Raw genomic sequence first — 16780 nt, forward strand, 5'->3', positions numbered from 1 at the left:
AAAATGGAAGAAAGATTTTATCTTTTTTCCATTTCAATAAATAGAAAATGAGAATTTTCTATTGCATTTATCTTGAATAGATTCTCTTCTGTAATTTCACAGGCATCACCATTTTCTAAGGTAATTCCATTTATTGCAGAACTTCCTTCAATTTGGACAAAATATATTTGTCTATTTGGATTAATCTCATATCTTAATTCCTTAGAAGCATCTAACTCACTAACATAAAAATTTACGTCTTGATAAAGTTTTATTGGTGCCTCACCATTTTGAGAAGAGACTATATTTAAAAGTTTATTTTCTCTTTCTTCTTTTTTGAATCTATGGGAACCATATAATCTTGGTAAACCTTTTTTAGGAGGCAATATCCAAATTTGAAGTAGTTTTAAATCTTTTGTTATGTTTAGATTATGTTCACTATGAAATATTCCATCTCCTGCACTTAAATATTGAACTTCTCCCCTTGTTAAAATCTCTTCATTTCCCATTGAATCTTTGTGAGTAAGTTCCCCTTGTGTAATATAAGTAACTATTTCCATATTTTCATGGGGGTGTGTATCAAATCCTGAGTCTGGATGAATAATATCATCATTTAAAACCCTTAAACATCCAAAGTTGATGTTTTGAGGGTTATAATATTGTGCAAAACTAAAATGAAAACGACTTTCAAGCCAACCGAGATTGGATGTTCCCATATTTTCTTTATTTAATTTTTTTATCATTATTTACTCTTTTAACAATAAATAATATTGGTCTAAAATTCTTTCTAGACTCTCTTTTTCAATTGTAACTGTATAGCTTGTAATAATATCTCTAGGCATTACAATGGCACCTAATTTTGTTAACTGATTTCTAAAAGTATTTAAAAAGTCAACACCATTAGCTCCTGAATGTGTTGCAAGTTGGATTTTTTTAAGGGCAAATAATACTCTAAAATTATCACCAATTCTTGATATCCAAGCTATCATATTTAATAAAACAGGAGGTGCACTAAAGTTATATTCTGGAGATACAAAAATATAACCTTGTGCTTCTTCCATCTGTTTTGCTAAGTCAAGGGCTTTTTGTGGTATTCCATCATTTTGTTCTTTTTTAGTATCATACATAGGCAAATCTAATTCAACCAAATTAACAATTTTAGTATCATAGTTTTTACTGTTTAATTCTTTTTCAATTCTATCTGCAAGTTTTACATTTTCATTTAAACTTGATACAAATATCATAATCATTTTTTATCCTTTATAATATTTTAAATCTAAATTTGACTAGCAAGTTCATCTGCTAGTTTTAGTAATTCTTCTTTTTCATTTAATCCATCAATAAATCTTTGTGGAATATTTTGAAAACCTACTTGTGCTCCAACTAGGGCACCTGTTAAAATAGACCTTGCTTGATTTTGTCCGCCACCATTTAGTGCATGTAAAATTGCTGATTCAAAATCATCTTTAAATCTAGCTGCTAAATAATAACAAGCAGGTAAGATATGATAAATAGCACAAGGCATACCATATACAAAAGAAACTTTCCATGCAGGTTCTATTTTAATATCTTTGTCATTTGCTGCTTTTGCCATATATGAAGGTGACAGTAAAGCATCAGGTGAAGCAAAAAGTCCAATATTTGATGGATCCTTTGCACCAGCTTTTGGAGGTTGTAAATTATCTGATGTGACTGCGTGAAAAGGGAGGTCACCACTTTTTACAAGCTTCATTAATTTTGTAGAAATATTTTCGTCTAATATTTCACCTTTTATTAGTTGAGCTAAAACTGCTCCAAAGGCAACTGTCATTGAACCAACAATATCATCAACTTGTGTTAAAAAAGTATTATGAGAAATTGTTTTTGCTAACATTTTTGGTTCATTTACATATCTTATTGCAAGGGCTAAAGTTCGCTCAATAGCTTCTGTTGTATCAGCACGACTGCCCACTTCATCCCATGAGAGTTTTTGTTCTACCCTTTGTCTATAAACCTCTCTTATTGATTGAGAAGTATAACCTCCTGGTCCATTCATAGGATTTCCGTCTATTTTTGTAAATAGTTCATTGTCAATTTTTTTGCAGAAATCTTTTTGGTTGTAACCATTATTATCAAGTATTGAATTTATCATTAATTTTAAGATATATCCTGATTGGGATAAATCACCTTTTTTCTGATTTTCATGGTATCTACCTTCTTTAGGAGATGTAAAATCAGTTATCCATTTTCCATAATCTTTATACTGCTCTTCCAAATCGTAATACCAGTGGCACCCAAGTGCAATGGCATCTCCAATAAAAGCACCTAGTATTGCACCCTTTGCTCTATCTTTTGTTGAGATTTCCATTTCCTCATCCTTTAAAAACTATGCTATCCATTGAGAGGTTACCATGCATATAAACATTATTTGCACTTTCTCCAATTTTATCTTTTGAGCTACCAATATTCACTAATAATGGGATAAAATGTTCCAAAGTAGGGTGATTTTGTCTTAAAAATGGGGCTTTTTCTATAAGGTTTTTATAATTACCTAATTTTAAATTTTCTGTAACAAAATCGTGAAATTTTATTGAATAATCTTTAACATCTTTTGTATTTTCATCCCAATTAATATCCATTAAATTATGGGTTAAAGAGCCACTGCCAATAATCAATGTATTTTCTCTTAATGGCTGTAATATTTCACCCATTTTTATATAATCTTCTTCAGTAAATGTTTGGGGGATTGATAATTGTAATACTGGAACATCAGCATCTGGATACATAAATCTTAATACTGACCATACTCCATGGTCATATCCACCTCTAAAATCATCTTTTTCTATGCTAATACCATTTTGTTCAAATAATAAAGCTATTTCATCACTTTTTTCTTTACTACTAATTGCATCATATTTTAAATCATATAACTCTTTTGGAAAACCATAAAAGTCATAAATTAAAGAGGGTGACTCTTCGTATAATATCTTCAAATTTTTTGTCACCCAATGAGCAGATATTACCAAGATAAATTCAGGTTTTTTATATGTTGATGGTAAGTTTTGAAAAAATCTTGTTGTACTATTATCTCTTAACATCAACATTGGTGAACCATGTGAAATAAATATACTTGGTAACATTCTCTAATTCCTCTTTTAATCTAAATTATTTAGCTTCAATACCTTCTAATTCAACGATAATTTTTACAGTTTCATCAACAACAACTCCACCAGCTTCTAAAGCTTTGTTCCAGTTAACACCATAATCTTTTCTATTAACTTTCCCTGAAATCTCTACACCAACTCTTTTATTTCCCCATGGATCTGTAACTGTAGCTGTGTTTTCAATATCAAATTCAACATCTTTAGTTACACCTCTCATTGTAAATTTTCCATATGCTTTTTCATCTTCAATTTTATCTACTTTAAAAGTGATAGTTGGGTATTTACCCGCATCAAAGAAATCTGCTGATTTTAGGTGACCATCTCTTTTTTCATTATCAGTATTAATTGATGCAACTTCAACTGTACCATCTACTGAAGTAACTTTTCCAGATTTTTCATCAAACTCAAATGAGCCACTAAATTTATCAAATTTTCCTGTTACATTTGAGATCATTAAGTGCTTAACTTTAAATCCAACATTTGAGTGACTTGCATCTACATTGTAAGTTCCTGCATATAATGCACCTGCTGCTAAAATCGATGCCATTCCTAGTTTTATTAGTTTCATAATATATATCCTTATTTTAAATTACTAATTAGTAATATTAAGTTAAAAAAAAGTTTACTAAGCTTTGTAAACTTTTCTCAACAACGTGTATAAAGTATCAAGTTCCTCTTCATTTAAAACATCCATATAATCATGAATATTTTTTGCATGTTGTGGAAAAAGTGATTTCATTTTATCTCTACCTTTTTGGCTTATAGATAAAATACTTCCCCTTTTATCTTCTGGATTTGGTATTGCTGTAATCCATCCATCTCTTTTTAGATTTTTTACAACAACTGTAATATTACCTGGAGTACTCATTGTAAACTTGGTAATAGCTCCAATAGATAAATCACCTCTATGATAAAGAACTTCAAGTACTTTAAACTGAATAAACGTTAAGTTATGTTCTGAAAAATATTTAATCTCTTGTGTAGCAAATCTATTATAGGTTTTTACTATTTGAACCCATGTTTTCATTGCTTGGTCTGTTTTTTTACCGTAACTGATTAAACTTCTTTTTTCCATTTGATAACTCCTGATGAAATTATAGTACTAATTAGTAGTACTTGTCAAGGGGTAAAGTAAATTTACTACTAGTTAGTAGTATTTTTTATCTATCTAGAGCCCAATGATAGGGCTTTAGAAAAATTCAAAAATTTTTTAAATTTTTAAGCTTTTTTTGCAGTAGACATAAAAATTGCTGCTAAAATTAAAAAAGAACCAGTAATTCTATTTTGAATTTTCATTGCTTTTACATCTTTTATTAAAAATTTTAATTTTGAAGCCATAGATGAATAACCTGTCATTACAAATATATCTATAATACATAAAGTTGAAACTATAATGATAAACTGTAACCATAATGATTCATTTGGATTTAGAAATTGTGGGATAAAAGCAACTAGAAAAACTGTAGCTTTTGCATTTGTTAAGTTTATCAAAGTTGCAGTGAGAAAAGATTTTTTTGCACTATATGCCTTTAATTGTTCCCCCTCTTCAACCATTTCAACTTTTTCAAAAATTTTTGAAAGTCCAAGATAAACTAAATAAAGTACACCTATCCATTTTATTATATTAAAAAGCATAACTGATTTCATAATTAAAGCACCTAAACCAATTACAACAACAAAAGTTTGTGCAAAAAGTCCAAGTTGTAAACCAAAAATTGCAGCATACGATTTTTTTAATCCATATTTAATCCCATGATTCATTGATACAACTGCACCAGCACCTGGTGAAATAGAAATAGCTAAAGAAGCTAAAAAAAGAGTTAGCCAAACATCAAATTCCATAAAAAACCTTTTTTTATTATATGTGAAATTATATTTTAAAAGTAATAAAAAGGCAAAAAAATTGTTTAACCTCTTCGTAATAAAATTTTGGCTAATATATCATGCTTTACTAAAATGAGATTTAATTATAGAGGATAGAAGATATGCTTTTAACACCAGGACCAACTCCTGTACCAGAGTTTGTTAGAAAGGCAATGGCTGATGTAACAATTCATCACAGAACACCAGAGTTTGAAAAAATATTTGAAGAAACTAGAAATTTATTATTAGAATTATTTGATATGCCTGAAGTTGTTATGCTTGCATCAAGTGGAACAGGAGCTATGGAAGCTTGTGTTACTAACTTAACAGCAAAAAAAGCTATAACAATTAATTCAGGAAAGTTTGGAGATAGATTTGGAAAAATCTGCGATGCATATGGAATTGAAAAAGTAGAAATTAAAAACGAATGGGATACTCCCGTATCTGTTGATGCAGTTGTAGAAGCTGTAAAAAATGATAATGATATCGATGCAATTTTTATTCAAATATGCGAAAGTGCAGGGGGATTAAGACATCCTGTTGAACAAATTGCTGCAGAGGTTAAAAAAATTAATCCAGATGTTATGATTGTTGCTGATGGGATTACTGCTATTGGAGTTGAAAAAGTTGATACTACTAATCTTGATGCAGTTATTACTGGAAGTCAAAAGGCTTTAATGTTACCTCCAGGTTTAGCTATTATTGGATTATCTGATAAAGCAGTAGAAAAAATAGAAGGTGCACAAAAAGGTTATTACTTTAATCTTGCAACTGAAATTAAAAAACAAAGAACAAATACTACAGCTTGGACTGCAGCTACAACTTTAACAATTGGTCTTAGAGCAATCTTAAAAGAGTTAAAATCAATTGGATTTGAAAATTTATATGCTGAAACTAAAAAAAGAGCGGAAGCAACAAGAGCAGCTATGATATCTATTGGATGTGAAATTTATCCAAAAACACCAGCAAACTCTATGACAACAGTTTATACAGAACATGCACCTGCTATTAGAAATATTTTAAAAACAAAATATAATGTAAATATTGCAGGTGGACAAGACCATATTAAAAAATTAATTTTTAGAATTAACCACATGGGTCTAGTTGAAGATTTTGAAGCTTCTTGGGCTGTAAATGCTATTGAGTTAGCAATGGATGAATTAGGTTTAAGAAAATTTGATGGAACAGCAAATAAAGTTTTTGCAGAAAAAATGTTTTTAGGGTAAATATGATATTTGAACATGAAATACCAAAAGGAAGTAGACTTTATTTCGGTAAAGCTGCTAAAGCAAAAAGAGAATTAGAAAATAAAATTAGTGAAATCTTAGATAAAGAAGGTTTTGAGGAGATTGTAACTCCAAACTTTTCTTATTCTCAACATCAGTCAATTGAAAATGACAGAAAACTAATTAAGTTTTCTGATGAAAAAAATGAGCAAGTAAGCTTAAGGGCTGATTCGACACTTGATGTAGTAAGAATTATTACAAAAAGATTAGGAAGAACAACAAGTCATAAAAAGTGGTTTTATGTACAACCAATTTTTACATATCCTTCAACTGAAGATTATCAAATTGGATGTGAGTGGATAGACCATGATAATATTGTTGATATTTTAAATCTTACTGGTGAATTGCTAAAAAATATTGGTATTAATCCTATTTTACAACTTTCAAATATCAATATTCCAAAACTAGTTGCAAATGAACTAGATATTGATGTTGATTTATTTAAAAATGGTGAAATAGCAAAACTTTTAGAGTTAAATATTCCATGGTTGGAAGAGCTTATAAAAGTAAAAGATGTTCAAGATTTAGAAAAATGTATTGACAATGTACCTGTTAATATAAAAGCAGAGTTAGAAAAACTTCTAAAAAGTGCTAAAGAGGTTTCATATAATAACCTTGTAATTGCACCACTTTATCATGGAAGTTTAAAATATTATGATGATGTTTACTATAGAGTAATTCAAGATAATTATGTAATTTGCAAAGGTGGACAATATAGTTCTGAAGGGATTTCTTCTTTGGGATTTGCATTTTATACAGATAGTTTATTAAAAATTTTAGAGGATTAGGAATGAGCGCAGATTTAATTGTAGGTATTCAATGGGGAGATGAAGGTAAAGGTAAGATGGTTGACATGCTTGCTCAAAATTATGATGTTGTATGTAGAAGTCAAGGTGGACACAATGCAGGACATACTATTTGGGTTGATGGAACTAGATATGCTTTACACTTAATCCCTTCAGGGGTATTAAATCCAAAAGCTATAAATATTATTGGAAATGGTGTTGTATTAAGTCCTGAGTCAATAATTAAAGAGATGAGTCAATTTGAAAATTTAGAAGGTAGACTTTTTATCTCTGATAAGGCACATTTAAATTTACCTTATCATGCTTTAATTGATCAAGCAAAAGAAAGACTTAAAGGTGATAAAGCTATTGGTACAACTGGAAAAGGTATTGGACCAAGTTATGCTGAAAAGATTTCAAGAACAGGTTTTAGAGTAGGTGAGTTATTAAACCCTAAAAAACTAGCTTCTGGGATAATTGAGTATTTTGAACAAAACAGAGCTATTTTTGATGTTTTAGAGATTGAAACACCAAAAGAGGATGAACTTGTAGAATTATTAGCTTCATATACAAAAGAACTTGCACCATTTATTGCAAATACTACAAATATGGTTTGGAAAGCATTAGATGAAAATAAAAAGATTTTATTAGAAGGTGCGCAAGGAACTTTACTTGATATTGACCATGGTACTTACCCATATGTTACATCATCAAGTACAGTTAGTGCTGGTGCTTGTACTGGTTTAGGAATTGCTCCAAAAGATATTGGTGTAGTTACTGGTATTGTAAAAGCATATTGTACAAGAGTTGGGAATGGACCTTTCCCTTCTGAAGATTTTGGACCAGATGGTGATACACTTGCAGAAGTTGGTCATGAAGTTGGGACAACAACTGGTAGAAAAAGAAGATGTGGTTGGTTTGATGCCGTTGCAGTTAAATATTCAAGTAGATTAAATGGATGTGATCAATTATCTTTAATGAAACTTGATGTTTTAGATGGTTTCCCAAAAATTAAAATTTGTGTTGCATATGAATTAAATGGGGAAAGAATTGATTATATGCCATCAGATATGGATGATGTAAGACCTATTTATGAAGAACTTGATGGATGGGATAGCGTAGTTGGTTGTAGAGAATATGATAAATTACCTGAGAATGCAAAAAAATATATTGAAAAAATAGAGGAATTAACTGGTGTAAAAGTGGGAATCGTATCAACATCACCAGAAAGAGACGATACAATTATTAGGGGATAAGCCAATGAGAATGAAATTACATCACACACCATATATTTCTAGAAGAATTTCAAGAGATTTGGTAAGCTGTGATCTAGTAGAAGTAAGAAAAACTAGAGAAGAAATAGCAGACGAAATAGAAAAAATATTAGATCAAGATATTGAAAAAGAACATGAGCTAGATGAAAAAGTTGCAGATGTTTTAGAAGCTCAGCAAGAAGAGATTGAGTATTTAAATGCTGATTATAGACAACTTTTTTGGCTTGCTAAAAAAAGAATGGCTAATGAGTTTGGTGTTATATTAAACAATGAAGATAGATATTCTGATATTGCACATAAAATATTAGATTATTTATGGGAAGAAGATTATATCCATTATACATGTTCAGATAATAAAATTAAAAATGTAATTTTTGAATCAATTGATGAGTTTTTAAAAGGCTTTGAAAAAGCAGATGATAAAGTTATGGAAAAGATTAAAAATTATAAAAGAAAACTTATTCCAGGAACAGATGAATACGATATTGTTTATCATAGATTATATGAAGAAGAACTAATTAAACGAGGGTTAATGTAAGATGCAAAAAGTATGGATTTATATTGAAAATGGTACGTTTTTAGAGGCTAACTCTTTTGGTGCTACAGGAACAACAGTTGGTGAGATTGTATTTAATACATCATTAACTGGTTACCAAGAGATAATAACTGATCCAAGTTATGCAGGGCAATTTGTAACTTTTACAATGCCAGAGATTGGAAATGTTGGTATAAATGATGATGATATGGAGAGTTCTACTGCATATTGTAAAGGTATTTTAGTTAGAAATTATCACCATGAATATTCAAATTATAGAGCTCAAGGTGATTTAGATTCATTATTAAAAGATAACAATGTACTTGGAATTTGTAATATTGATACTAGATACTTAACTAAAATGTTAAGAGATGAAGGGGCAATGATGATGATTGCTTCTACTGAAATTAGTGATAAAGATGAATTAGCTAAAAAATTAGCTGAGAGTCCTAGAATTGAAGATGTAAATTATATTAAAGAAGTTTCAACAAAAGAAAGCTACATTCATAAAAATGGAGCTTGGAATCATGAAGTTCAAGCATATAACAAAGCTGTAATGAGTGATAAAAAAGTTGTAGTAATTGATTTTGGTGTAAAAAGAAATATACTAAACGAGCTTGTTGAATCAGGTCTTGAGGTTGAAGTAGTACCAGCTACATTTAAAGCAGATGATTTAATTGCTAGATTTGAAGCAGGTGAAATAGGAGGAATCTTCCTATCAAATGGTCCTGGTGACCCACTAACTTTAACAGAAGAGAAAAAAGAAGTTCAAAAACTTATTGATAAAGATATTCCAATGTTTGCAATTTGTTTAGGACATCAGATGTTATCAATTGCACATGGTTTTGATACTTATAAATTAAAATTTGGACAACATGGTGGAAACCATCCTGTTGCTAATAATGGAATTGTTGAAATCACTGCACAAAATCATAACTATAATGTTCCTGATAACATTACAGAAATTGCAGATATAACACATATAAATCTATTCGACAATACAATTGAAGGTGTTAAATATAAGAATAAACCAATATTCTCAGTTCAACATCACCCAGAAGCAAGTCCGGGACCTCATGAATCAAAATATATTTTTGATGAATTCGCAAAGATAGTAAAATAAGTTAACTTATTTTACTATCAATCATAAATACTCTAGTCTAAATTTTGGAAAACAAAAAAGCTATCTTTATTTTTTTATTACTTGGGATTATTTGGGGCAGTAATTTTATATATATGAAATTAGCCACTGTTTATATAAGTGAGTTACAAGTTGTATTCTTAAGGGTTTTATTTGGGTTTATACCAGTTTTAATTTACACAATATACAAAAAAACTATGAGAATAGAGCATTTCAAATATGCCTTTCATTTTTTTATTATGTCACTTCTTGGAGCATCAGTTTATTATTACTATTTCGTAAAAGCTTCTTCATTACTTTTATCAGGAATTACTGGTGCACTTAGTGCTTCTGTTCCTTTATTCGCGTTTATTTTGGCTGTTATATTTTTAAAAGATGAGAAGTTAGATAAAAGATTATTTGGAATATTATTGGGTTTAATTGGAGTTGTTTTAATTGCAAAACCTTATGAACTTGATGTGTTTGAGTCAAATATTGAAGGGATTAAAGCTATTATACTTGGCTCACTTGTTGTTGGTTCATCTTTTGTATATGCAAAAAGATTTATAAGCCCTTTGAAAATACATTTCTCTGCGCTTACTACTTATCAATTAGCTTTTGCTACTATTACCTTATCCTTGTTTGTTGATTATAATGGAATATCAAATATTACATTAAATTTAAATGTTTTATTGGGAACAATTATTGGTTTAGGTTTATTAGGAACAGGTTTAGCTTTTATTTTGTATTATTATCTAATTGAGCATTTAGGTGCAGTTAGAGCATCCTCTGCAACTTATTTACCACCAATTGTAGCATTGTTAATTGGTTTTTTTATTGTTGGTGAAGATATAGATTTAATAGATTTAATGGGTACTGTTTTAATCTTATTTGGAGTTTATATGATAAATAGAAAAGTTTAAATTAAAAACTTTTCTATTAATTGATATGTTCCTGCTGTGGCAATACCTGCTGCAATACCAGCAATAACATCATCTCCCATAACTCCCCATCCACCTTCTACTTTTTTATCGATTCTACCGATTATTGAGGGTTTCCAAATATCAAAAACTCTAAAATAAATAAAAGCTAATGAAGCCATAATAATCATATTTTCTTGAGTTATACCACAAATTGAAAGGGCAATCCACATCCCTGCAAGTTCATCAATAACAATCTCTTTACTATCATGAACACCAACTTCTTTTTCATAAATATCAATCTGTTTTACAGCTATTACAGTAATTAAAATTGCTAATAAAAAAAGTGTAGAAACGTCAATTATTTGAAGTAGTGCAATACCTAAAATCAGCGCAAGAAAGCTCCCAACAGTGCCAGGTGCTTTTGGACTTAATCCACTATAAAATAAAGTTAAAAATAGTTTTCTCATAAATTCTCTTATTTCTTTTTTTCTATACCAAGTTTTTTTCTTTTTTCCCATAAAGATTTTCTTGAAATTCCAAGTTTTTTCGATAATTCCGTATCTGGATATTTGCTTTGGTATGATAATACCATCATTTTAACATAATCGTTAATTGTCATTATTGAGTTTGTAGCCATCATATTGTCTTCCTTTTGGAAGTCAATTTTTGTATAAGGAAACTCATCTTCTTTTTCCATTGAAACAATTACACATTTTTTATCTTCAACAAGTCTATTTAGACTATCTTTTGCACTTCTTTTTAAAGTTTGATATTCTGTTAAATATAAAATACCATTGAACTTATCATTTAGATGTTTTTGCCAATTCTCATCACTAAGTGAAATAAATTTCATATGTAAGTTTAGTTTTCTTGCTAATTCAAAAGTTAGCTTATCTGCAGCTATTTGAGTGTTTGTTTCAATTAAAATTGGAAAAGAAGTTGGAAGTACAGTACCTGCAGTTTCTACGTCTCTAAATTGAAAATCAAGATATTCTCTTAATGTAAACAGTTCTTTTCTAAGTGATTTACACTCTCTATAGTGATATATTTTTCTTATAAGCTCATCCATAATAAATGGCTTCATAATATAATCTTTTGCACCCTCTTTAATTGGGTCTGTTACTGTTTCATCAGAAATATATGAAACCAATAAAAGGATAATTGAATCATTGTATCTTCTAATAATTGTTTTACATAATGCAGCCGGTAGAGATGTTGATAAAAGGATGATATCATAATCTTTTGTTAAATTTTCAATATTTGGTGATTCAACAAAATCACAATTATGACCATCATCCAATAATCTAGACACTACTTTTTGTGCTAAATAAATCTCACTTTCTATAATTAATATATTCATTTTCTTTCCCACTCATAATATTTTAATGTTGCAATACTTTGAACTGCAACACCCTCACTTCTCCCTATAAATCCCAACTTCTCAGCTGTAGTCGCTTTTATATTTACAAATTGTTTTTCTAAATTTAAAAGTTGTGCCATAGTTGATTTGATTTCATTTTTATATGGATTTATTTTTGGTTTTTGAGCAATTATAGTTAAATCAATATTTACAATTTCATATCCCACATTATAAATAAATTTAACAATATGTTTTAATAGCTCTTTTGAATCTGCACCTTTATATCTTTCATCGGTATCTGGAAAAAATTCCCCAATATCTCCAGCACCACAGGCTCCCAAAAGTGCATCTATAACTGAATGTATTAATACATCACCATCACTATGCGCTTTAAAGCCATAGTCTACATCAATGTTAACTCCACCAAGGAACATTTTTTTATTATCTTCAAATGGATGTATATCAAAACCTGTCCCAGTAAAAAAGTTTTTTGAAGGAGCTTTGATACATTCAATAGCTTGAATATCTTCTTCAAAAGTTAGTTTTTTACTATTTAAACTACCTTTTATATATTCAATTGTTCCACCAATATTTTTAATTGCACTACTATCATCAGTAAATTCTTCATCAGTATTAAGTGCATTGATTAAAATTTCTGTTCTTGAAAGTTGAGGAGTTTGAATAAGTTTTACTTCATCTCTATTTATTGTGTCATTTTTAAAAACTACTGTATCGCTTACATTTAGTATTGGGACGATGCAGTCTGCATTGTTTTTTGCATCTATTAAATTTGTGATAACCTCTTTTGGTATGCAAGCTCTTGCAACATCCGATACCATCACATAATCAGTAGTAACCTCTTTTAAGGCATTTTTCATTGAGGATTGTCTAGTTTCTCCACCCTCTACAAAAGTAACATCATCAGTAAAATTCTTCATATAGTTTAATTCATCTTTATGGGAAGCAATAATGATTTTGTTAAAAGAGTAAAAACTCGAAAGTCTTTTGGTAACAAATAACCACAATGGAGAATTTTCAGTTCTTAACCATTGTTTTTTTGAAGAAAGCTCGAATCTTGAGGAGTTTCCTGCACAAAGCAATATTAATGTAATATCTGACACAAAGACCCTTTGAGTAAAATAGTTACATATTATACTGAATTGTAACTTATGAAACCTTAAAGGTCATTTTCTAATTTAAATTTAATCGTATCTATAGATTGTAATAAAAGATCAACATCAAAGCCATATTCACTAGCTTTTGTTAATGCTCTTTGTACATTGTAATCAGATAATGGATTTTTAATATCTGTAAGAATTTTTATAATTTCTAAAATTTTAGCTTTTTCGACATAATCTTTTGGACAATGTTCTAAATCTTCTACAAAACCGATTGAGAAGATTAAATTATGACTTAAGTTCCAGTGTTTAAAAATATTTGCGGTAATTCTAGCACATGAAAAACCTAAAAACTCTTTTTCAACAGCTGTTACATTTTTTGTAATTTTTACTTGTTCAATAAATTCTTCAGTTCTTCCACTTTCAGAAACAATATCAGCAATAACAAATTTTCCTACTTCTTGTAAAAATGCAGGGATAAGTAAGTCCTCTTTTAAATCAAAGCTAATTTTTGAAACCCAAGAGTTGATTAATGCACTTGCAAGATTTGAAGAGAACATAAAATCATCAGTTGTTGCTTCGTAACAAGATAATTTAGTATCCACAAGGTTTTGAATAACAGTTCCTAAAGCAATAGAGATAGTAAAATTTATACCTAATAAAGAGATTGCTCTACTTGGAGTTTCAACTTCACTTACAAAACCAAACATTGCAGAGTTTGCAACCCTTAATACAGTAGTAATAATCAATGGATCTTGTTCAATAATTTTTAATAAATCTAAAGGCTCTTTATTTGCCATTTTTCTGAATTCTTCAAGTTCTAAAACACTTTTAGGAAGAGGTGGTAATGTATCTATTTTTTCTATAATTAGTTTTTTCATTATTTATCCTGCATTATCAACATTAATTTTGCTTGTTATGATATCAATTAATTGTTTATACTCATCTGTATTAAGTTGTAATAATTGAATTTTTTCATCAATGACACTAATTCCTTTTGCCTCTAAATAAAAAGAAGTTTTTATAAACTCTTCGACTAAAAGCTTTTCAAAGTTTTTTTCTAGGGATTTGTCTATATTTTCTAAATTTGTAGATTCATAAAAGAAATCAACAATTTTTTTATAATATGGATTATCCCAAAACTTAAGTTTTGGGTGAAAATATTTTATTTCATAGTGCATTTTTAGAAGTAAAAAACTAAGATTGTTAATAAAAATATTTTTTTCTATCTCTTTATCGTTTTTTAAATAGCTTAAAAATGAACTATCTTTTGAAAGTTCAAACCCATGTACAATCTTTTCACATTTAGATTGATAGTATTCAAAAACATAATCTATATCTTTTCCTTCTATTTCAAAATAAGAAAGATGGGAAAATTTATATCTTGCTTGACCAATATGATTATTTATAATATTAATTTTTTCTTCATTTAATTGAAGTTTGATTTTTAAAAAGGTTTTTGATTCTATTAATGCCTCTATAATCGGCTCGACAAGTTTTCTTTTTGAGTCATTTTTTGAATAAATTTTACATAATTGATTAAATAAATCAATTAAATAAATATATAGCTTAAATTTTATTTCAAATAGTTCTTGATCTATTAACAATAGTTTACTTAGGCTATCTTCATTAGACCTAAATATTTGTGAAATCAGTTCAGCATTAATAGTATTTTCATTTAAAGTTCCAAGAGATTGATTCATATTTATTTTCATAATAAGACTTATAATCTCATGTTCTGACTCAATTTCATTTATTTTAATACTAGTTATATTTTCATATATTTCATAATATGATTTTTTTAGACTTTTTTTCTTTTCCATTGTTCCCTTGTACCACTTTTTGATTATAACCTATAAAGTTAACAAATGCAAACTATTTAAATTAATTAAGTCTATATAAAGATAATTTGATATAATCACCTGAATTTATTAAATAGGAAATGATTATGAGAGAATGGTTAGACAATCATAAAAATGATGAAGTACGAACACAAATGTACTATGCCAAAAGAGGCATCATCACACCTGACATGGAATATGTAGCTAAGGTTGAAAAAATTGATCCTGAGCTAGTAAGAAGTGAAATTGCAAGAGGAAGACTTATAATTCCAGCAAATGTTAACCACAAACATTTAAAACCAATGGCTATAGGAATTGCAAGTTCATGTAAAATTAATGCAAATATAGGTTCTTCTGCACTTGCATCTGATATTCAAGGTGAGATTGAAAAAGTTGACGTTTGTTTAAAACATGGTGCTGATACTATAATGGATTTAAGTACAGGTGGGGATTTAGACTCAATTAGACAAGCTGTTATTGAACACTCAACTGTTCCTATTGGTACTGTTCCTATGTATCAAATTTTACATGATGTAAAAGATAAGATTGAAGATTTAACTATTGAAAATATGCTTCAAGTACTTGAAAAACAAGCTCAACAAGGGGTTTCTTATTTTACTATTCATGCTGGTTTCTTATTACAATTTATGCCTCATATTGCAAAAAGAAAAATGGGTATCGTTTCAAGAGGTGGTTCATTAATGGCGGCATGGATGATGCATTACCATAAAGAAAACCCATTTTATGATGCATTTGATGATATTTTAGATATTTGTAGAAGATATGACGTTTCTTTATCATTAGGGGATTCTTTAAGACCAGGTTGTTTAGCTGACGCATCAGATGAAGCTCAATTATCAGAATTAAAAGTTTTAGGTGAATTAACTTTAAGAGCTTGGGAAAAAGATGTTCAAGTTATGATTGAAGGTCCTGGGCACGTTCCTTTAAATCAAATTGAAAGAAATATGAAACTTGAAAGAGAATATTGTCATGAGGCACCTTTTTATATCTTAGGACCACTTACAACTGATATTGCTGCTGGTTATGACCACATCTCTTCTGCAATTGGTGCAGCTGTTGGGGGATGGCATGGGGCTTCAATGCTTTGTTATGTTACTCCAAAGGAACATTTAGGATTACCAAATGCAAATGATGTAAGAGAAGGTATTATCGCATATAAAATTGCTGCTCACTCTGCTGATATTGCAAGGGGTAGAAAAGATGCAAGAAATATTGATGATGAGATGAGTGATGCAAGATATGCCTTTGATTGGAACAAACAATTTGAACTTTGTTTAGACCCTGAAAGAGCAAAAGAGTATCATGATGAAACTCTTCCTCAAGATGTATTTAAAGAAGCAGAATTTTGTTCAATGTGTGGACCAAAATTTTGTTCATATAAAATTACACAAAAAATTGTTGATACCCATGGGGATAAAATAGCTCAAACAGCAGCAGCTGTTTAATTAATTATAAGCTTAGATAATAAAAGGTCAAGTTTTTAGCTTGGCCTTTTTTTATTTTATGAACAAAGCTTCATAATTAAGACAAAA

The 16780-nt window shown here is 29.2% G+C and carries 19 protein-coding genes; 7 read left to right on the top strand and 12 right to left on the bottom strand.

Annotation, left to right across the window (positions count from 1 at the left end; genetic code table 11):
- Nucleotides 1-17 precede the first annotated feature (17 nt).
- From FDK22_RS06130 to FDK22_RS06160, 7 genes are all read right to left on the bottom strand, one after another.
- Nucleotides 18-722: a pirin family protein gene (locus FDK22_RS06130; RefSeq protein ID WP_138152028.1), complete on the bottom strand. Its 705-nt coding sequence runs from the start codon at nt 720-722 to the stop codon at nt 18-20.
- Between the two features lie 3 nt (nt 723-725).
- On the bottom strand, nt 726-1229 hold the full coding sequence (locus tag FDK22_RS06135) for an NADPH-dependent FMN reductase (RefSeq protein WP_138152029.1): 504 nt from the start codon (nt 1227-1229) through the stop codon (nt 726-728).
- A gap of 26 nt (nt 1230-1255) precedes the next feature.
- On the bottom strand, nt 1256-2326 hold the full coding sequence (locus FDK22_RS06140; RefSeq protein ID WP_138152030.1) for an ADP-ribosylglycohydrolase family protein: 1071 nt from the start codon (nt 2324-2326) through the stop codon (nt 1256-1258).
- Nucleotides 2327-2330: 4 nt separating this feature from the next.
- A complete protein-coding gene (locus tag FDK22_RS06145; protein ID WP_138152031.1) occupies nt 2331-3098 on the bottom strand; it encodes a DODA-type extradiol aromatic ring-opening family dioxygenase in 768 nt (255 codons plus the stop codon).
- Nucleotides 3099-3123: 25 nt separating this feature from the next.
- A complete protein-coding gene (locus FDK22_RS06150; protein ID WP_138152032.1) occupies nt 3124-3690 on the bottom strand; it encodes a YceI family protein in 567 nt (188 codons plus the stop codon).
- Nucleotides 3691-3747: 57 nt separating this feature from the next.
- Nucleotides 3748-4197 carry a MarR family winged helix-turn-helix transcriptional regulator gene (locus FDK22_RS06155; RefSeq protein WP_138152033.1) on the bottom strand — a complete coding sequence of 150 codons (450 nt, stop codon included), beginning with the start codon at nt 4195-4197 and terminating at the stop codon, nt 3748-3750.
- A 143-nt stretch (nt 4198-4340) separates the two neighbouring features.
- Entirely contained in the window at nt 4341-4964 is a 624-nt protein-coding gene (locus FDK22_RS06160; protein WP_138152034.1) for a LysE family transporter, read from the bottom strand.
- A gap of 143 nt (nt 4965-5107) precedes the next feature.
- Between FDK22_RS06160 and FDK22_RS06165 the strand changes: the two genes are divergently transcribed.
- From FDK22_RS06165 to FDK22_RS06190, 6 genes are read left to right on the top strand one after another with little or no spacing between them, the layout of a single operon-like run.
- The gene (locus FDK22_RS06165; RefSeq protein ID WP_138152035.1) at nt 5108-6211 is read left to right on the top strand and encodes a pyridoxal-phosphate-dependent aminotransferase family protein; all 1104 of its coding nucleotides are present in this window, start codon (nt 5108-5110) and stop codon (nt 6209-6211) included.
- 2 nt (nt 6212-6213) lie between these two features.
- On the top strand, nt 6214-7059 hold the full coding sequence (locus FDK22_RS06170) for an ATP phosphoribosyltransferase regulatory subunit (RefSeq protein WP_138152036.1): 846 nt from the start codon (nt 6214-6216) through the stop codon (nt 7057-7059).
- Between the two features lie 2 nt (nt 7060-7061).
- Complete coding sequence (locus FDK22_RS06175; protein WP_138152037.1) at nt 7062-8312, top strand: adenylosuccinate synthase; 1251 nt, start codon at nt 7062-7064, stop codon at nt 8310-8312.
- A gap of 4 nt (nt 8313-8316) precedes the next feature.
- Nucleotides 8317-8868, top strand: a complete 552-nt coding sequence (locus tag FDK22_RS06180) for a DUF507 family protein (RefSeq protein WP_138152038.1) — start codon at nt 8317-8319, stop codon at nt 8866-8868.
- Nucleotide 8869: 1 nt separating this feature from the next.
- Nucleotides 8870-9988, top strand: coding sequence for a glutamine-hydrolyzing carbamoyl-phosphate synthase small subunit (carA, locus tag FDK22_RS06185; RefSeq protein ID WP_138152039.1), 1119 nt, complete (start codon nt 8870-8872; stop codon nt 9986-9988).
- A gap of 44 nt (nt 9989-10032) precedes the next feature.
- A complete protein-coding gene (locus FDK22_RS06190) occupies nt 10033-10908 on the top strand; it encodes a DMT family transporter (protein ID WP_228711640.1) in 876 nt (291 codons plus the stop codon).
- Here the strand turns inward: FDK22_RS06190 and FDK22_RS06195 are convergent.
- Genes FDK22_RS06195 through FDK22_RS06215 form a run of 5 tightly spaced genes read right to left on the bottom strand, consistent with a single transcriptional unit; the run spans nt 10905 to nt 15209 of the window.
- On the bottom strand, nt 10905-11375 hold the full coding sequence (locus FDK22_RS06195) for a phosphatidylglycerophosphatase A family protein (RefSeq protein WP_138152040.1): 471 nt from the start codon (nt 11373-11375) through the stop codon (nt 10905-10907). The genes FDK22_RS06190 and FDK22_RS06195 overlap by 4 nt on opposite strands.
- Nucleotides 11376-11383: 8 nt before the next feature.
- Nucleotides 11384-12268: a DNA-binding transcriptional response regulator gene (locus FDK22_RS06200; RefSeq protein ID WP_138152041.1), complete on the bottom strand. Its 885-nt coding sequence runs from the start codon at nt 12266-12268 to the stop codon at nt 11384-11386.
- On the bottom strand, nt 12265-13389 hold the full coding sequence (locus FDK22_RS06205; protein WP_138152042.1) for a bifunctional 2-C-methyl-D-erythritol 4-phosphate cytidylyltransferase/2-C-methyl-D-erythritol 2,4-cyclodiphosphate synthase: 1125 nt from the start codon (nt 13387-13389) through the stop codon (nt 12265-12267). Before FDK22_RS06205 ends, FDK22_RS06200 begins: the two co-directional genes overlap by 4 nt.
- A gap of 56 nt (nt 13390-13445) precedes the next feature.
- Nucleotides 13446-14267 carry an HDOD domain-containing protein gene (locus FDK22_RS06210; RefSeq protein WP_138152043.1) on the bottom strand — a complete coding sequence of 274 codons (822 nt, stop codon included), beginning with the start codon at nt 14265-14267 and terminating at the stop codon, nt 13446-13448.
- 3 nt (nt 14268-14270) lie between these two features.
- Nucleotides 14271-15209: a hypothetical protein gene (locus FDK22_RS06215; protein WP_138152044.1), complete on the bottom strand. Its 939-nt coding sequence runs from the start codon at nt 15207-15209 to the stop codon at nt 14271-14273.
- 125 nt (nt 15210-15334) lie between these two features.
- Here FDK22_RS06215 and thiC point away from each other — a divergent pair, with 125 nt between their 5' ends.
- Nucleotides 15335-16693 (top strand): phosphomethylpyrimidine synthase ThiC, encoded by a 1359-nt coding sequence (gene thiC, locus FDK22_RS06220; RefSeq protein ID WP_138152045.1) that lies wholly within the window; start codon nt 15335-15337, stop codon nt 16691-16693.
- Nucleotides 16694-16780: the final 87 nt, after the last annotated feature.

Origin of the sequence: Arcobacter arenosus, assembly GCF_005771535.1 — a bacterium.
In the GTDB taxonomy this organism is placed as follows: domain Bacteria; phylum Campylobacterota; class Campylobacteria; order Campylobacterales; family Arcobacteraceae; genus Halarcobacter; species Halarcobacter arenosus.

Bases quoted from the DNA above. Each gene is read 5' to 3' on its own strand.
- FDK22_RS06180 (WP_138152038.1), top strand. From the start codon at position 8,317: ATGAGAATGAAATTACATCACACACCATATATTTCTAGAAGAATTTCA.
- FDK22_RS06195 (WP_138152040.1), bottom strand. From the start codon at position 11,375: ATGAGAAAACTATTTTTAACTTTATTTTATAGTGGATTAAGTCCAAAA.
- FDK22_RS06135 (WP_138152029.1), bottom strand. From the start codon at position 1,229: ATGATTATGATATTTGTATCAAGTTTAAATGAAAATGTAAAACTTGCA.
- FDK22_RS06210 (WP_138152043.1), bottom strand. From the start codon at position 14,267: ATGAAAAAACTAATTATAGAAAAAATAGATACATTACCACCTCTTCCT.
- FDK22_RS06165 (WP_138152035.1), top strand. From the start codon at position 5,108: ATGCTTTTAACACCAGGACCAACTCCTGTACCAGAGTTTGTTAGAAAG.
- FDK22_RS06160 (WP_138152034.1), bottom strand. From the start codon at position 4,964: ATGGAATTTGATGTTTGGCTAACTCTTTTTTTAGCTTCTTTAGCTATT.
- FDK22_RS06200 (WP_138152041.1), bottom strand. From the start codon at position 12,268: ATGAATATATTAATTATAGAAAGTGAGATTTATTTAGCACAAAAAGTA.
- carA (WP_138152039.1), top strand. From the start codon at position 8,870: ATGCAAAAAGTATGGATTTATATTGAAAATGGTACGTTTTTAGAGGCT.
- thiC (WP_138152045.1), top strand. From the start codon at position 15,335: ATGAGAGAATGGTTAGACAATCATAAAAATGATGAAGTACGAACACAA.
- FDK22_RS06170 (WP_138152036.1), top strand. From the start codon at position 6,214: ATGATATTTGAACATGAAATACCAAAAGGAAGTAGACTTTATTTCGGT.
- FDK22_RS06130 (WP_138152028.1), bottom strand. From the start codon at position 722: ATGATAAAAAAATTAAATAAAGAAAATATGGGAACATCCAATCTCGGT.
- FDK22_RS06155 (WP_138152033.1), bottom strand. From the start codon at position 4,197: ATGGAAAAAAGAAGTTTAATCAGTTACGGTAAAAAAACAGACCAAGCA.
- FDK22_RS06145 (WP_138152031.1), bottom strand. From the start codon at position 3,098: ATGTTACCAAGTATATTTATTTCACATGGTTCACCAATGTTGATGTTA.
- FDK22_RS06140 (WP_138152030.1), bottom strand. From the start codon at position 2,326: ATGGAAATCTCAACAAAAGATAGAGCAAAGGGTGCAATACTAGGTGCT.
- FDK22_RS06150 (WP_138152032.1), bottom strand. From the start codon at position 3,690: ATGAAACTAATAAAACTAGGAATGGCATCGATTTTAGCAGCAGGTGCA.
- FDK22_RS06175 (WP_138152037.1), top strand. From the start codon at position 7,062: ATGAGCGCAGATTTAATTGTAGGTATTCAATGGGGAGATGAAGGTAAA.
- FDK22_RS06215 (WP_138152044.1), bottom strand. From the start codon at position 15,209: ATGGAAAAGAAAAAAAGTCTAAAAAAATCATATTATGAAATATATGAA.